The 14628-nt window shown below is 62.2% G+C and carries 13 protein-coding genes and 1 pseudogene; 7 read left to right on the forward strand and 7 right to left on the reverse strand.

The genetic code is table 11. The annotated features are described in order from the left end of the window. Positions 1-41: 41 nt before the first annotated feature. From H8B14_RS18415 to H8B14_RS18425, 3 genes are read right to left on the reverse strand one after another with little or no spacing between them, the layout of a single operon-like run. A complete protein-coding gene (locus tag H8B14_RS18415) occupies positions 42-2291 on the reverse strand; it encodes a type IV secretory system conjugative DNA transfer family protein (protein WP_187317145.1) in 2250 nt (749 codons plus the stop codon). Between the two features lie 34 nt (positions 2292-2325). Further along, positions 2326-3360 carry a DUF5712 family protein gene (locus tag H8B14_RS18420; RefSeq protein ID WP_187317146.1) on the reverse strand — a complete coding sequence of 345 codons (1035 nt, stop codon included), beginning with the start codon at positions 3358-3360 and terminating at the stop codon, positions 2326-2328. Positions 3361-3407: 47 nt separating this feature from the next. Continuing rightward, positions 3408-3938, reverse strand: coding sequence for a BfmA/BtgA family mobilization protein (locus H8B14_RS18425; RefSeq protein WP_187317147.1), 531 nt, complete (start codon positions 3936-3938; stop codon positions 3408-3410). An 829-nt stretch (positions 3939-4767) separates the two neighbouring features. On the opposite strand from H8B14_RS18425, the gene H8B14_RS18430 reads away from it, so the two are divergent. The 3 genes from H8B14_RS18430 (at position 4768) to H8B14_RS18440 (ending at position 7733) form a co-directional block, all read left to right on the forward strand. After that, positions 4768-5535, forward strand: a complete 768-nt coding sequence (locus H8B14_RS18430; RefSeq protein ID WP_187317148.1) for a ParA family protein — start codon at positions 4768-4770, stop codon at positions 5533-5535. Then, positions 5535-6005 (forward strand): hypothetical protein, encoded by a 471-nt coding sequence (locus H8B14_RS18435; protein ID WP_187317149.1) that lies wholly within the window; start codon positions 5535-5537, stop codon positions 6003-6005. The genes H8B14_RS18430 and H8B14_RS18435 overlap by 1 nt, the downstream gene beginning before the upstream one ends. Before the next feature lie 324 nt (positions 6006-6329). Continuing rightward, positions 6330-7733, forward strand: a complete 1404-nt coding sequence (locus H8B14_RS18440) for a carcinine hydrolase/isopenicillin-N N-acyltransferase family protein (RefSeq protein WP_187317150.1) — start codon at positions 6330-6332, stop codon at positions 7731-7733. Positions 7734-7874: 141 nt separating this feature from the next. Here H8B14_RS18440 and H8B14_RS18445 read toward each other — a convergent pair whose 3' ends face one another. The 3 genes from H8B14_RS18445 to H8B14_RS18455 are packed head-to-tail and all read right to left on the reverse strand — an operon-like array spanning position 7875 to position 10982. After that, the gene (locus H8B14_RS18445; protein WP_187317151.1) at positions 7875-8603 is read right to left on the reverse strand and encodes a LytR/AlgR family response regulator transcription factor; all 729 of its coding nucleotides are present in this window, start codon (positions 8601-8603) and stop codon (positions 7875-7877) included. After that, complete coding sequence (locus tag H8B14_RS18450; protein ID WP_187317152.1) at positions 8600-9778, reverse strand: sensor histidine kinase; 1179 nt, start codon at positions 9776-9778, stop codon at positions 8600-8602. Before H8B14_RS18450 ends, H8B14_RS18445 begins: the two co-directional genes overlap by 4 nt. Beyond that, entirely contained in the window at positions 9762-10982 is a 1221-nt protein-coding gene (locus H8B14_RS18455) for a TlpA disulfide reductase family protein (protein ID WP_187317153.1), read from the reverse strand. Before H8B14_RS18455 ends, H8B14_RS18450 begins: the two co-directional genes overlap by 17 nt. 350 nt (positions 10983-11332) lie before the next feature. Between H8B14_RS18455 and H8B14_RS18460 the strand changes: the two genes are divergently transcribed. The 4 genes and pseudogenes from H8B14_RS18460 to H8B14_RS20935 form a co-directional block, all read left to right on the forward strand. Further along, positions 11333-11626, forward strand: a complete 294-nt coding sequence (locus H8B14_RS18460; RefSeq protein ID WP_187317154.1) for a type II toxin-antitoxin system HigB family toxin — start codon at positions 11333-11335, stop codon at positions 11624-11626. A gap of 39 nt (positions 11627-11665) precedes the next feature. Beyond that, positions 11666-12013, forward strand: coding sequence for a hypothetical protein (locus H8B14_RS18465; RefSeq protein WP_187317155.1), 348 nt, complete (start codon positions 11666-11668; stop codon positions 12011-12013). Positions 12014-12688: 675 nt separating this feature from the next. Continuing rightward, on the forward strand, positions 12689-13633 hold the full coding sequence (locus H8B14_RS18470; RefSeq protein ID WP_222840648.1) for a replication initiation protein: 945 nt from the start codon (positions 12689-12691) through the stop codon (positions 13631-13633). A gap of 170 nt (positions 13634-13803) precedes the next feature. Next, positions 13804-13896, forward strand: a pseudogene (locus H8B14_RS20935) (sugar phosphate isomerase/epimerase family protein); the annotation flags it as partial. A gap of 105 nt (positions 13897-14001) precedes the next feature. On the opposite strand, the gene gloA2 reads toward H8B14_RS20935, so the two are convergent. After that, positions 14002-14391 (reverse strand): SMU1112c/YaeR family gloxylase I-like metalloprotein, encoded by a 390-nt coding sequence (gene gloA2 / locus H8B14_RS18480; RefSeq protein WP_187317157.1) that lies wholly within the window; start codon positions 14389-14391, stop codon positions 14002-14004. Positions 14392-14628: the final 237 nt, after the last annotated feature.

A 14628-nucleotide genomic window follows, 5' to 3' on the forward strand; every position in this document is an offset into this window, starting at 1 on the left:
TAAAAACGGCCTGAACGTGTCTTTGAAAGGGGTTTTTGAGGCTAATGCACCTCATTCTTTGTGCCTCCGGCTAAGGTGTTTACATGCAAGGCCAGGGTTTCTTTTACCTGCTGGCTGACCCGCCGGTAGTTCTCCTGCACGACCTCGGACAGCGTGGCGGCGCTATCTTCCTCCTCGGTGCCGAAGGAGGCCACCGGGTGCAGCGGGAACCGCTCCGGCGTGGCATCGGTGCGGGAGATGACGCCCTGAAAGAAGGTTTGCTGTGTTTCCACGGTCTGCGCGATAAACTCGCCCTGCTGCAGGCCGATGGCGTCCTGCACCCGCACCAGGTTGCGCTCCTGATAGCTGGTGCTCAGGTTCGAGCTGTGGCTGCCGTGCCCCCCGCCCTGGCTTTTGCCGGTGCTGGTGCTGTGCATCTGCTTGTCCTCGCGGCCCACGAGCTCGGAGATGAACTTGGCCGTGTCGAGCGAGTTGACCTTGCCGAAAAACTGGTTGTTGAGGTTGCTGACCATAACCTTCATCTTTTCAGGGCCATAGGCGTCGGTCATCTGCGCCAGGTCCTGGGTCATGTAAATGGTGGCGACCTTGTTGCTGCGGGCCGTGGCCGGCAGCAGCTCCAGCCCCGGCACGTACACCGTGGCGGCCTCGTCGAGGAACACGTAGCTGCGGTGCTTGTGCTGTTGGTTCATGAGCTTGATGGCCACCGTAATGATGCAGCTGACCACCGGCGAGAAGGTTTCCTTCAGCGTAGGGTCGTTGCCAATGCACAGCAGGGCCGGCGCTTTCGGGTCGTTCAGGTTAAGCGAGAACCCCTCCCCTGCTTCCTCGTCCGGCGTGAGCACCCAGACGATTTCCGGGGAGTTAATCCGGTTCAGAATCACCTGCAGCGTGCCCACGACGGCGGCCACCTGCTTCTCGGCCCGCTGCTCAACGGCCGTGATGATGCTACGCACCATGCCGGCGCACTCCGGGTCGGTTTCCAGCATCGAGAGCACGTGCTTGAAGTCTTTGTGCACGGCCGTGGCCACCACGTGGGGAATGGTGCAGTAGGCCGGGAAGTGCTTTTTGTAAAACCAGATGATGCCCGTCAGGTAAGCCACCGCGCTGATGTCGAAGAACTCCATCTTGCGGATGCTGGCCGGGTTTAAGTTGTTGATGATGGCCCGGGAGTACTCCTCGGCAAACGCCACTACCGGCATGTCCGCCGCCCGTAGCGGGTTGACCCGCTCGCTGCGCTCCAGGTCGCGGAAGTTGATGACGTGAAAGACCACCGCGGGCTCGGGCTCCCCGTTGGGCAATAGACGCGGCGGGGTCTGCCGGCGGCCGGCCAGCTCCAGGGCCTTCTGGGCCGTTTCGGCCAGCACCGGAAATTTGAAGTCGTAGATGAGCCCGGCAAAATTCTTGGCCGCCAGCTGCTCAATGACCGGCTCCCCGATGGAGTAGGTCTTGCCGGCCCCGGCCCCGCCGAGCACCAGCACGCCCCGGTAAGGGTTGGGTACGTTCACCCAACCGCCCCCTTCCGTGGGCAGGTTAAACCCGTCCGGGGTTTCCATTTTCCTACGCTCCACGCTCAGCCCGAAGTCCGGGCTTTTGGTCAGGGCCCGCAGCATGCCCACCACAAAGCCGCTGGCCAGCGCCAGCGTGGCCGCCACCGGATAGCCGGCCCGGATACAGCCGGGCGCGTAGGAAGGCATGGTCAGCAGCACGTAGGCGCTGAGCAGAAACAGCCCGCCGCAGCTGGCCATCACGACGCGCACAGCCTGGGGCGGCAGGGGCTTGCGCCGGGCCTGCCCGGGTTTGCGCTCGGGTGCCGCCTGCACGAATACCAGTCCGAAGGCCAGCAGCAGCAGCAGCCCCCGCAGCCCCAGGCCGGCAGCTTCATAGAATCGGCCGGCTTTCACCAGCAGCTTGCCTTTAAACCCCTGCCCGGCGTTGGCCACGCTCAGGGCAGCGGCCCCTCCCCTACTCACAACCTGGTCGCCAGCGCGGCTGGTGCTAGTGGCTACCCCGGCGGCCGACTCTCCAAGTACCGGCGCGGCCTGCCGCTGCAACCGCCGGCGCCGGGCTTCGGCCCGCTGCTGGTTGATGACTACCAGGCGCGCGGCCAGGCGCTGTTTGGGCGTTAATACCGGCTCCCTGCGTTTCTGGCTTTGGGCGGCGCGGGCCGCAGCCAGCTCGGCCGGGTGCTGAAACACGTACCACTCCCCGGCCAGTAAGCCCAGCAAGAGCAGTCCCAGGAGCAGCGCGATATTTTGAGTGTTGGCCGCGGGCCGGGGTGCTTGACTATTCATTAGGTAGTCTATAAGATTGATAAGGGTGGGTGGCCTACATTTCCATGTCCAGTTCGGCGCGGCGGCGCCCCGGCTTTTCCGCCACCTGCTCGGTGTGCTCATCCTGGCTTGCCTGGGCACGGCGTACAAGGTGCTGCACCGCTTGCAGGGCCGTGGCCGCCTGGCGCTGCGGGGTGGGCGCCTGCTCCCGGCCGGTGGCCAGCAGCTGCAGCGCGTTGTCGATGGGGCAGCCGTCGCGGGCCCGCTCCTCCACCCGGTTCAGCATCCGGTAAAACGTCTTGTCAAACTGCCGGGTCCGGGCGATGCCCTGCACCTTCTCTGTATTCAGGTGCTGCTCCCGGGGCACCAGCAGGTTGATGCGTTCGACCCGCTCCGCAATCTTGGTCAGCCGGCCGGCGTCGTAGCTCGCATCCCGCTCGCGGCTGGCGCGCGGGCGCAGCTTCTCGTGGGCCTGGGCCACGTAGCCGAACTGCCGCTCAAACTGCCGGCCGGCGGCCGTCTGCCAGCGCATCAAGTCAAATCGCTGCCGGCGCCCGCCGGGGTTCAGGGTCAGTTGCTGCTGCGCGTCGCGGGCGCTGACAATGACGTGCACGTGCGCCTGGGCGCCGGCCCGCTTCTCCCCTGCTTTGGCCCTGCCGGCTACCACCTCCGGGTCGGTGCCCCGGTGGGTGCGGTCCTCGTGCAGGATGGCGCCCCAGACCAGGTCCCGGCTGCTGAGTTCGCGGCCGCCCGTCAGCTGAAAGTTTTGGGCGTACTGGTCCATCACCTGCCGGGTGTAGGCCTTGAGCTTGTCCGGGTCGCTGCCGATGTGGGCCAGCTCCTGCTCGCTCGGACTGAGCACCAGGGAGTAGAACTTGGCCTCCGTGGCCCGCAGTCCCTTGACGTTGGTGTCAATGGCCTGCCGCAATTGCGCGGCGTTCACCTGGTCGGATTCGGCGCTGAAAAAGGCGGCTTCCTGCCCCTCCCCCACCGCCTCGTGCTGCAGATATTGCAGGGTCTGCGCGCAGCTGCCGTTGTTGGTATAGGCGGCCTTGCCATGCGTTTTGGGATTAATAAGTTTGACGTACATGGGTGGTCAAGTAGTAGTTTAAGCGTTGGTTAGGTTGCTTTTTCTCCCTACTGCCCCTGCCCTGCCGCCGCTTCCACCGGCTTACTGCGCTTGCCCGGCCCGTTCTTCTGGGCTGATTCCAGGGCCTCCTTTACCTGCTTTTCCACCGCTTCCTCGTTGCGCTGGCGCAGCACTTTGAGCGCCTGCTGCTGCAGTTGCAGCTGGGCTTCGCTGAGCGTTTCGAGCTGCGCATTCAGGTTGCCCACCAGGATTTCATTTAGGCGCAGCACCCGCTCCAGCGTGATGCGGGAGCGCAGCATTTCCTCCAGCATGGCCGTGAGCAGGGTGCGCTCCTGCTCCTGCAGAAACCCAAAGACCCGGTCGCCGAGCTTCTTTATCTGCTGCATGATGAGCTGCCCCTCGCGGGCCTCGGTTTCGCGCGGGTCCAGGCCCCGGGCGGCGAAGTATCCCACGGCCGCGCTGGCGTACACCCCCAGACTGGTCCCCACTTCGGCCGCGGCCGCCTCCCCTTTCCGGTGGGCGTTGTTGTCCAGGGTCACCCGTTTGCGTAGCTCCGTGCTCATGTTAGTTCGTTCCATTCAGCGGCTGGTGGGCCAGTTTTAGCACTTCAAATCAGCTACTTAGCCCCGCATGGCCCACAAATCAGCTCTGCTGATTTATAAAACACTCAAGACTAGCGCGTTAGCGCTATGATTGGGTTGTTCTTCTTGCTAAGACTATTCTACGATTAGCAAAAAGTTAGTTAAAAGCTAGTACGGAGTCTGTGCCGATAGTGTTTGGCCGTTCTATTGGCTTGGCTTAATTGATTTACTCACGCTAGTGTCAGGGACGTTCAATAAACCCTCCTACTGGTCTGTACCCCCACTCCTGCCAAGTCGGTTTGCCCTGGCTCAGCTGCCTTTCGCCTGTAAAACCCATCAGGATTATCAATAGAGCAGTAAATGCACTTCGCATCAACAGTTCTGCAATTCTGCTTTTCTGTTGTTTCATTAGGGTCGCGGAGTTGCACCAGTGGGTTCATACCCCAGTGTTCTGTTATTCTACAGTTCTGTTGTTACGCTTCCGACTAGCCGCAATTCCTGCCCCCATTCTGCAGTTCTGCATTTCTGTTGTTCTGCAGCTTCGGCACGGTAACTAAAGTTTAGCCGTCAACATCCGTAGAAATGAAAATCAACAGAACCGTACTTCTGCAATTCTGCAATCTTATTCTTCTGTTGTTCTGTAAATCTATTTTATTACAGATTGACTGATTTGTTATTCTGCCTTTGTGTTAAACAACATTTCTGCTTTTCAGCAAAAAAGCGGTTCTGCTGTTTTGCGTTTCTGCTTTTCTATTACTTTTGGCTTGTCGTTGCGCGGGCCGCGTGAACGGCACCTTTCGCCCACGACCTCAACCCTGCCCCGACCATGTCCAAGGTTATCAGCTTTGCCACCCAGAAGGGGGGCTCCGGCAAATCCACTCTGGCCCTCGTGCTCGCCGCCCCGCTGGCGACCGAGTACGGCCTGCGCATCGCCGTCCTGGACTGCGACTACCAGCAGAGCATCGTCAAGACCCGCGAGCAGGTGGACGCCGCCAACTTCGCCAAGCTGCGCGAGGCCAACCCCGACGCTCAGTACCCCTACGACGTCTACCCCTGGCAGCTCAACCGGATTTTCGACTTCATCGACAACCCCGAGCACAACTACGACCTGATTATCATCGACGTGCCGGGCCGGGCCGATGGCGACGACGTTTTCAATGCCCTGACGGCCTGCGACGCGGTGATTGTGCCCCTGGTATCGGATTACCTGGACCGCGCCTCCACGGCCGAGTTTATGACCATTCTGGAGGCCATCAAGAAAGCCGCCGACGATGCCCAGATTGACTTCCAGTACTACGGCCTGCCCACCAAGCGCGTGGCGGGGCAGCGGGAGGAAAAGGAGATGGACGACTACATCGACGGACTGGGCCTCTCGCGCTTCAACTCCTCCCTGGGCCACCGCAAGGCCTACACCCGGGCCTCCACGCTCTACAGCCTGCTCAACCCGGCCTGGGCCCGCTACGCCGGCGGCACCAAGGACACCTCCGACGAAATCCGCCGCATCTGCGAGGAGCTCATCGAGCGCCTGGGACTGCCTGACCGCCGCAGCTCAGCTGCTACACCTGTATCCACCGCTTCAACCTCCGCTAAGTAATGGGCTTCGAGAAACCACAAATCACCCCGCGCCGCCGCATCGAAGTGCCCGAAGAGGCCCGCCAGCAGGCCCGCGCCGGCATGGGAGGGGAGGCCACCCGCACGGCCACCTCGCCCCCGGCGGCCGTGGAGCCCATCGCGTCCCTGGCACCAGCCCCAGCGCCCGCGCCCGCTCCGGTCGCCGCTGCCTCTGAGCCGGCTGCTGCCCCAGTTGCCGCGCCGGCTGCGGCCCCCGTTAAGGCCTCTTCCCGGGGCCGCAAGCCCGCCACGGCGGCAGCGCTCGCTCCGGAAGCCGAAGTGCCGCTGCACACGGTTCAGATTGCCAAATCTATGGTACAGGAGATTAAGATGAGCTTGCTCTTAGCAGTTCCCGGACCCGACACGCCCACCACGATTAAAAATTACCTGGAAGCGGCCCACCGGCATTACGATGCCTACTTGCGCAAAACGGGCAAGCTGCCGACCAAGTAGGGGAGGGACTTTCGGTCGCCAAAGCAGCCTCTTCGGAGGCTGCTTTTTGTTTTGGGCGGTGGGGGAGGGGATAATGGTTGATTGTTTACTTGGACTACCCGAATGGAATGTAGCACAATGAAAGTCGGTTACTGAACACGCAGGTCTTCCTGGCCTGCTTGAAATACCTTCTCTCTCCTGTAACGAATGGCTGGGGTGGCCGGTACTCCTGGAACCGGTGCGCCCAAATCAACCCGAGCGCACTTCTGTCCCGCGTGGCGTGCTGGCAGCTCAACGGAGCCGGTGCTCGCTATCCCCAAAGTATAACCTGCTCGCCAGCTTGCCATGAAAAACGCCCTGATTTGTTTGCTTTTGCTTTTCTCCCACGTTTCGGGCACCGCCTGCACCATCGTGTCCGGCACGGACCGCCAGGGGCAGACGTGGGCGATGAACAACGAGGACTTCTTTCATACCTACTCGACCTACGTCAACGTCCTGCCGGCAACGGACTCCGGGAAGCTCGGCTATCTGACGCTTACCTACGGCTCGCCCGACAGCGGGGTCCAGGGCGGCGTCAACGAAGCCGGGGTATTCTTTGACATCAACGCCCTGCCCCCGCAGACGTACAAGCTGAGCCGCGGCAAAAAGCCCTTTCCCCACGGTTCCATGCTGGTCTACCTGCTGGAGCGGTGCAAGTCCGTGCCCGAGTTTCTGGCCCTGTGGGACACGTACTACCTGCCCGACATGGGCGACGTGCAGATTCACCTGGCCGACAAGCAGGGCAACCTGGCCGTCGTCGCCCCGGACACCATCGTGCGCAGCACCCGGCCGCTGACCACCACCAACTTCAACGTGTGCGACGCCGGCCCCGGCAAACAGGGCTGCTGGCGCTACCCGCTGGCGCAGCAGGCCCTGGCCGATGGCGGCATCAGCCAGTCCAACCTGGTCAAGATTGCCGCCGCCACTTCCTGGCGCGAGTTCACGACCACCGTCTACACCAACCTCCACAACCTGGCCACGGGGGACATGTGGTTTTACCTGGCCGAAGAGTATGCTACGCCGTGGAAGACCAACATTCACACCCTGCTCCAACAAGGCCGGCGCAGTATGCTGCTGACGTCGCAGTTTCCCGGCAACGCCAGCGTGCGCCTGGCGAGCGTGCTGAAAAAGCACCGCCGTGCCGGCCCCGTGGAACGCTTTCTGCAAGGCGGGGCCTATTCGCCCGCCCAACAGGAGTCCTTGCTGCGCCTGGCCTTCCTCGACGCGTTTTACGTGGAAAAGGACTTTGCCACCGCCGGCGTGGTGTTTCCCCTCTGGGAACGGGTGCTGGCTGTCAACCCCAAACTCGACGTCACGGAGGTACAGTTCACCAAAGCCGAGGTGCTGGCCAGCCAGGGTAACTCCGCGGAAGCCATCCGGGTGCTGCGGGCGGTGGGCAAACCCAGCTGGAAAACCGACGCCCTGCTGGCCAACCTGCTGGGCAACGAGCAAGCCACCGCCGTGATTGAGTTGCCCGGGCACGTCAACGCCCGGGCCGTGGCCGTGGAAATCAAGGGCAACTACAACTTCCTTCGCTTCCTGCAGAAAACCCCGACCGGTTGGCGGATGTCGTTGAAGACGGACCGCAAGGAGCTGAAATACTGCTTTTACGTGGACGGCCAGCGGGTCGTGGACCCCGCACGGCCCACGGTAGCCCGGCAGGAAACAGTCAAAGGGGATTTGGCCACCTTCAATCTCTGGCGCCTGTAAGCAAGGACTCTCGCCAGCCACAATCGGGGTGGCAGACGTATCTGTGCTACAGGTCATTGCCTGTCGTAACATCGTCGTTACTGGGGCAGACCTTCAAAAACGCACCTGCTATTCTTAGCGATAAGGGGCACCGGGGTGACGCTAACCGAGCAACGGGCGCAAGGCTTCGGCATAAGTCCGGCTCACGCGCACCGTGCGCCCACCGACCAGCGTGGCGTAGTACCCGCCGGAGCCGTCGCGCTCCAGCTCGCGTACCGCGTCCAGCGCTACCAGGCAGGAGCGGTGGATGCGCAGGAACTGGCGCGGGTCGAGTCGCTGGGCCAGCTGGGAGATGCCCAGGTTGCTCAGGTACTGCCCGCCGGCGGTGTGCAGGGTGGCGTAGTCGCCGGCGGCCTCCACGAACTGGATGTCGGCCACGGCCACGGCCACCAGGCGCGGGCCCTGCGGCACGAACAGGCGCGTGGGGTACACGGATTCAGCGGGCCGGGCCGTGAGCTGCTCCAGCAGGTGCTGCAGCTGCGCGGGCGGGGCCAGGGCCCGGGCCATGACCTGGCGGAAGCGGGCGCGGTCGTAGGGTTTGAGCAGGTAGTCGACGGCTCCGGCTTCGAACGCGGCCAGGGCGTACTGGTCGTAGGCCGTGGAGAACACCACCCGGGGCACCTGTTCCAGTTGGGCCAGCACCTCAAAGCCCGTCAGGCCCGGCAGCTGGATGTCTAAAAACAGCAGGTCGGGCTGCAGCCGCCCGATGGCCTCGACCGCGGCCGGCCCGTCGGCGCACTCGCCCACGAGCGCGACCTGCGGAAAGTCGGCCAGGTACTGGCGCACGATGGTGCGGGCCGGGGCCTCGTCGTCGATGAGCAGGGCCCTCATGCGGGAAAGGCGGCTAGGGTGGCATCAGTGGGCGCGGGCAGCCCTGCCGCGACGGGCAGCACAAACGATACGCGCACGCCGTGGGGCGCGTGCTCGCTGATTTCCAACCCGCGGCTGCCCGCGGCCAGCAGGCGGGCGTGGGTGTTGCGCAGGCCCACGCCGGGAGCGGTGGCCAGCAGCTCGGCTGGCGCGCGGCCCCGCAGGCCCAGGCCGGTGTCGGTGACGCTCACGCGCAGCGCCGCCGGCCCCGCCGGGCGCACGTCCACCGCCACCCGGCCGCCGGCCACGGCCGGACTGAGCCCGTGCCGGACGGCGTTTTCGACCAGCGGCTGCAGCAGCATGGGCGGCACGCGCACCCCCAGCAGCTCCGGGGCCACGTCCAGCGACACCCGCAGCCGCTCGCCGAAACGGGCGTGCTCCAGGTCCAGGTAGGCGCGCAAAAAGCTGATTTCTTCGCCCAGCGGCAACTCTTCGTGGCGGGAGGCCTGCAGCACGTAGCGGAAGGTGTGGGCCAGCCGCGCCACCAACTCGCGGGTGGCTTCCAGCTCCGGCGGCACGGAGGCGCTGATGGAGTTGAGCGTATTAAATAGAAAGTGCGGGTTAATTTGAGCCTTGAGCGCCGCCACCGTGCTGGCGTGCACCTGCTCGCGCAGCGTCCGCTCGCGGCCGCTTTGCCAGCGCAGCTGGTCAGTGAACTCCAGCGCGTGCAGCACCCCAAACTGGACGCCGTAGAACAGCACGGGGATGTACAGGTCCCAGACGCGGCCGTTGCCGCCAATAGACCCCAGGCCCAGGGCGTGCAGCGCGGCGTAGTAGCTCAGCACCCAGGCGCTCACCCAGGCCGGGGCGAGCATGGCGTGCGAAAGCAGCCGCCACGGGCGCCGCACTTGCCGCAGCGGGCCCCGAAACAGGAGCCACCACACGGGCAGGGTCCACAGGGCCTTGAGCGGGTAGTCGAGCAGCAGCACCCGGCCCAGGTAGCCGGGCAGGGCCCCGGGCTGGAAGTCGCGCACGGCGTAGGCAATGGTGGCGGCGTAGAAGGCGCCGAACACCGCGTAGAACGCCGCCATGCCGGCCAGGCCCCGGCCCGAAAGGCGGAAAGCCGGCGCCAGCTCCGCGGCAGCGGGCGGCAGGGGCCCGAGCGGGCGCAGCAAAGGGTCAGGGGCGGGCAGCACGCAACAAGGTAGCTACTTTCGCGGCCAGGGCCTCGCCACGCAGGTTGCGTGCCAGGATGCGGCCTTCGGGGTCGAGCAGCAACGTGAGCGGGATGGCCTGCGCGGCGTAGGCCTGCGCCACAGCGTCGTTCATCCCGCCCGGGGCGCGCACGTTAACCCACGGCAGACGGTCGGCGGCCACGGCCCGGGTCCAGGCAGTGGGCTGCTCGTCCACGGACACGCCGTACACTTCCAGGCCGGCGGGGTGGTATTGCTCGTAGAGCTTGACCAGGTCCGGGTTTTCGGCGCGACAGGGCCGGCACCAGGAAGCCCAGAAATCGACCAGTACGTAGCGCCCCCGCAGCGAGGACAAGGCCACCGGCCTCCCGGTCGCGTCGGTTAAGCGGATTTCGGGGGCCAGTTGGCCGGCGGCGGTGGCCCCCAGCGCCGTGCGGCGGGCCAGCAGGGCGCGCACGTAGCGGGAATCCGGCTGGCGCCGGGCCAGGGCGGTGGTCATCGAATCCACGAAGGATTCGTTCTCGGGCGGACCCGCCAGGCTCTGCAGGGCGTACGGCGCCACGGCCGACGCCGGGTGCTGCCGCACCAGCTGCCGGGTGGCCGGGGCCAGGGTGGCCGGGGCCAGGGTGGCCGGGGCCAGGGTGGCCGGGGCCAGGGTGGCCCCGGCGCCTTCCCACTTGGCCGGGGCCCAGTCCTGCACGCGAATCAACTCGGCGGTGGTACGCTGGCGCTGGCGCTGGCGCTGGCGCTGGCGCTGCGCCTCCAGCAACTGCTGCAGCACGGCCGCGTCCGGAGTGCCGCTCACCTGGCCCGTGGCTCCGAGTTGGGCCGCGTCGGCCAGCACGCGCAAGCGGGCCCCGGGGGTGAGCGGCACCGGCAACGATTCGGTTTGCCCGGGCGCCGTGAGGAAGTACACGGCCGGCTCGGGCACGCGGCCGCGCAGGGCAAAGGAGCCGTCGGCGGCCACCGCCACCGAGTCAAGCCGCCGCAGCTGCCCGCCACGGGCGTCGGTCAGGTACACGCGGTAGTTGGGAACCGGGTGCGCGAGTTGCCCCTGCAGCGTGTAAGTCACTCCTGTTGGGGGGCGACGGGCCAGCGCCTTGCCTCGGGGCAATGGCTGCCCATCAGCGGTGCTTACCGCCAGCATCACCCACAATAGCAGCGGGGCAACCTGGCAAAAGAGGCAGAAAACAGGGCGTGGGGTCATGGGCAAGCGGTGGGTTGAATGAGCGCCCAAACTTAGAAGTGAACGAGCCGGCTGCCGTGCTTAATTCGCCAGAACACAGCCAGCGTCGGTGAGTGTCATGAGAGACCGACTAAGCGCGGCGCTTCTGCAGCACCAATAAGCTAAAGCCGCGGGTTCCTGGCTTCAGGGAAAACTTACAACAACCAATAGTTACGATGGGTATCCTGCTCACAGCCTGCCCCATCAGACACCACTTGGCTTGGGCAGTGGGGGAGGACACTCATGCTTGATGAGCAGATTTCTAAAATTAGTAATTACATATTTTAGGAGGAAATTATCAATTTCAGGATTCTGAGCAGTACCTTTGGGGAATGGTCATCATTTCCCAGAAGCCGCTGCGGGAATTTTGGGAAAAGCACCCCGATGCGAGAGAAGCGCTGAGTGCCTGGTACGCCTTCGTGCAGGAAAGCGACTGGGCGCGGCACGCGGACGTGGTGCGGGACTACAACACGGCCGAGTACACCCGGGACGGGCGCTACGTGTTCAACATCCGGGGCAACAACTACCGCTTGGTGGCGCGGCTGCACTTCGCCACCCGCACCGTGTTCATCCGCTTTGTCGGCACCCACCAGCAGTACGATAAAATTGACGCCGACACCATTTGAGTACCCGTTGTTTCTCTCACGTTTTATAAGCTGATTCCCATGGATATTCGCACCCCCGCCGATTACCAGCAGGCCCTGGACCAGTTCACGGCCTGGATGGATAACGAACCCGCCGACCTGGCGCCCATGCTGGCGCTGCGCGACGCCATCAGCGCCTACGAAAAGGCTCAGGGCTACGAATTGCCCGAGCCCCAGACCCTGGTGGGTCGGCTGGAGCTGGAGATGTACCGGCGCAAGCTCAACAAGAAAAACTTGGCTGCGCTACTTGAAATCCCCGCCTCGCGCCTGAGTGACGTGCTGCAGGGCCGGCGTATCAACTTGGACCTGGCCAAGCGCCTCTACAAGCGCCTGGGCATTCCCGCCGACTTCATCCTGGAAGCCGCTTAGTGACTCTGAATAGGCAAAAAGGGCTTTTTACTGGATTTGGCTCGCCGGAGTTTTGCTTATAAAACGTGCTAGTTGGGCACGGAAGCACTAGCAGGGGCTTATAAAACGTGGTAATTCGTTGTTAGTCAAATGTTAGTATAAAGTTAGTAACACTGTTTAAATGCCGAAAAAAAGGGCGGCAGGAGTATAAAAAGTGTCCTGTGGCTGCAATCTATTCTAAGAAGCTGGTGGCACTAGTGATACTTATAAAAAGTGGTCTTAAATGGGTAAAGCGTAATTAGAACTTTATAAAGTGCAATCTCTGTGGTCGTGCTCATTTTGGCTTTCCCGTTTGTTGTTTTTTGTTTGTCCCACCGCCCGGGTTCGAACCACCACTCTAAAAGCTTTTTTTGGAGTGGGTATCAACAAGTTTGTGAGTATTTGTAATTACTTGTCTATTTGTAGAGCTCATAACACACTGATAATCAATAGTATATAAAGGTATAAAACCACTTTTTATAAGCGAAAAACCACGTTTTATACCTTTAATTACCACGTTTTATAAGCCAACTACCACGTTTTATAAGCTGCTGCATCACGTTTTATAAGTGAAAAACCACGTTCAATTACCACTGTGGTTTTAATATCGCCTGGGTTCTTACATTTGCTTCATTCCACGCTACTTATCCCGTGTCTATGGAGCCCGTCGTAACTACTGTCACTGTAGTGGAGCCTACGCCCGTTGTGCGCCAGCACAACGCCATCACCCAGGCCCGCTACGATTATACGGCCTGCCAACTCGACATCTTCTTCTTTTTGCTTTCTCGCTTACGGCGGGATGACGCTCCGGACCGGGAGTACACGATTTACGTCAAGGACGTGGAGGCCCTCACGGGGCGGCAGTGGAACTACCAGCAGCTGCGCGAGGCCACGGCCGACATGGGCTCGCGCATGTTTGAGGTGGAAAACGACCAGACCTACCAGCAGCTCTGGATGTTTCAGCGGGTGGAGTACATCAAGGGCAAGGGCTGCCTGCAGATTCAGTTAGCCAATCCCATCCGACCCTTTCTATTCAACCTCAAGGAGAACTTTACCTCCTACCAGCTGCACTCGGCCCTGAAGCTGAGCAGCAAGTACGCCAAGCGCATCTACCAGCTCGTAAGCCAGTGGAAGGACAAGGCCACTACGCGCACCTACCCGTTGGACGAGTTCAAGCAGATGCTGCACTTGAAAGACCCTAAGGGCAAGGAGCCGGAGCTGTTTCAGAACATCAGCCAGCTCAAGGCCCGGGTGCTCGACATCGCCGTGCGCCAGGTAAGCGAGCACACCGACCTCAAGATTGACTACCAGCTGCTAAAAAAGGGGCGGGCCTACGACGCGGTGCGCTTCACCATCGCCCGCCAGCAACCCCAGCAGCTGCCGATACCCTTCGAGCAACCGGCCGAAGACGCCCGGGCCTTTTCAGCCAAACAGCATCTGGATGCGCTGGGTATTACCCAGCCCCAACTCGTGGCCACCATTCTCGGCGACCCCAAGCACCTGGACCAGCTCTTCAAGTTTACCTACCAGCTGAAGACTGATAAGGTGAAGGCCACGAAGAATCCTGGGGGGCTGTTCCTGAAAATCTGCGGCCTGCGATAAATGCTTCCCATGCAGCCTTCTAGGAGAGCATCAAAAAGGGTGGGGCAATGGAGTTAAGCAGCCATCGGGATGGCTTCCGTCAGCAGTACCCCGGCTTTCGGTCAGTACCAGCGGAACCCCTATTTTTTGATGCTTAGCCCCACTGCCCCACCCTTTTTGATGCTCTCGCGGCCGGGCTGGAAATCACCGAGCTGTCCACGCATTTGCAGGGGCAGTTCATGGCCATCAATCCGGAATACGACCAGTTCTTCGATGGCTTTGCTGCAACCGGTGGCGACGCCGCATCAAAAAACACGATTTTTGGGGCTCTAGCTCTACCCGTGCTGCTGAAGAAATTCAGGCTGGCGCTGCTGGGTGTGATGCTGCAACTACACCTCGTAGAATTCCATCGGTAAGCCGTCGGGGTCAGCAAAGAAAGTAAAGCGGCGGCCCGTCAATTCATCAACTCGAATAGGCTCGCAGTGCACCGCGTTTTGCGCCAGCCACTGAATGGCGGCCGGCAAGTCGGTTACGGCGAAGGCGAGGTGGCGCAGACCGGCCGCTTCCGGGTAGCTGGGGCGCGGAGGCGGGCTAGGAAAAGAGAACAACTCAATGAGGTATTGCCCCCCCACGGCCAGGTCCAGCTTGTAGGAATTCCGCTCGGCCCGATGGGTTTCGGCCAGCACCTGCAGGCCCAGGATGTCGGTGTAGAAGTGTTTCGAAACGGCGTAATCGGAGCAGATGATGGCGACGTGGTGCAGGCCAAGCAGGGGCAGCATAAGGCTGAAAATTTGGAGGTATATGGAATAGTTGCGGTAAGTACCCTATTCGTGGATAGGTACGGAAAAAGTACAGTCATGCTCATCTGGCGTCCGCTTATCGAAGCATTTCTACCGCAATACTAATCCAATCGACAGGGATTTCTGCTGCGATAAAGATGCTTCGACAAGCGGACGCCAGATGAGCATGACGTGCCAATTTTCTAAATAACTTCGTTGATAAGCCTGGGCAGCTAA

Origin of the sequence: Hymenobacter puniceus (genome assembly GCF_014333525.1) — a bacterium.
Taxonomy (GTDB): Bacteria; Bacteroidota; Bacteroidia; order Cytophagales; family Hymenobacteraceae; genus Hymenobacter.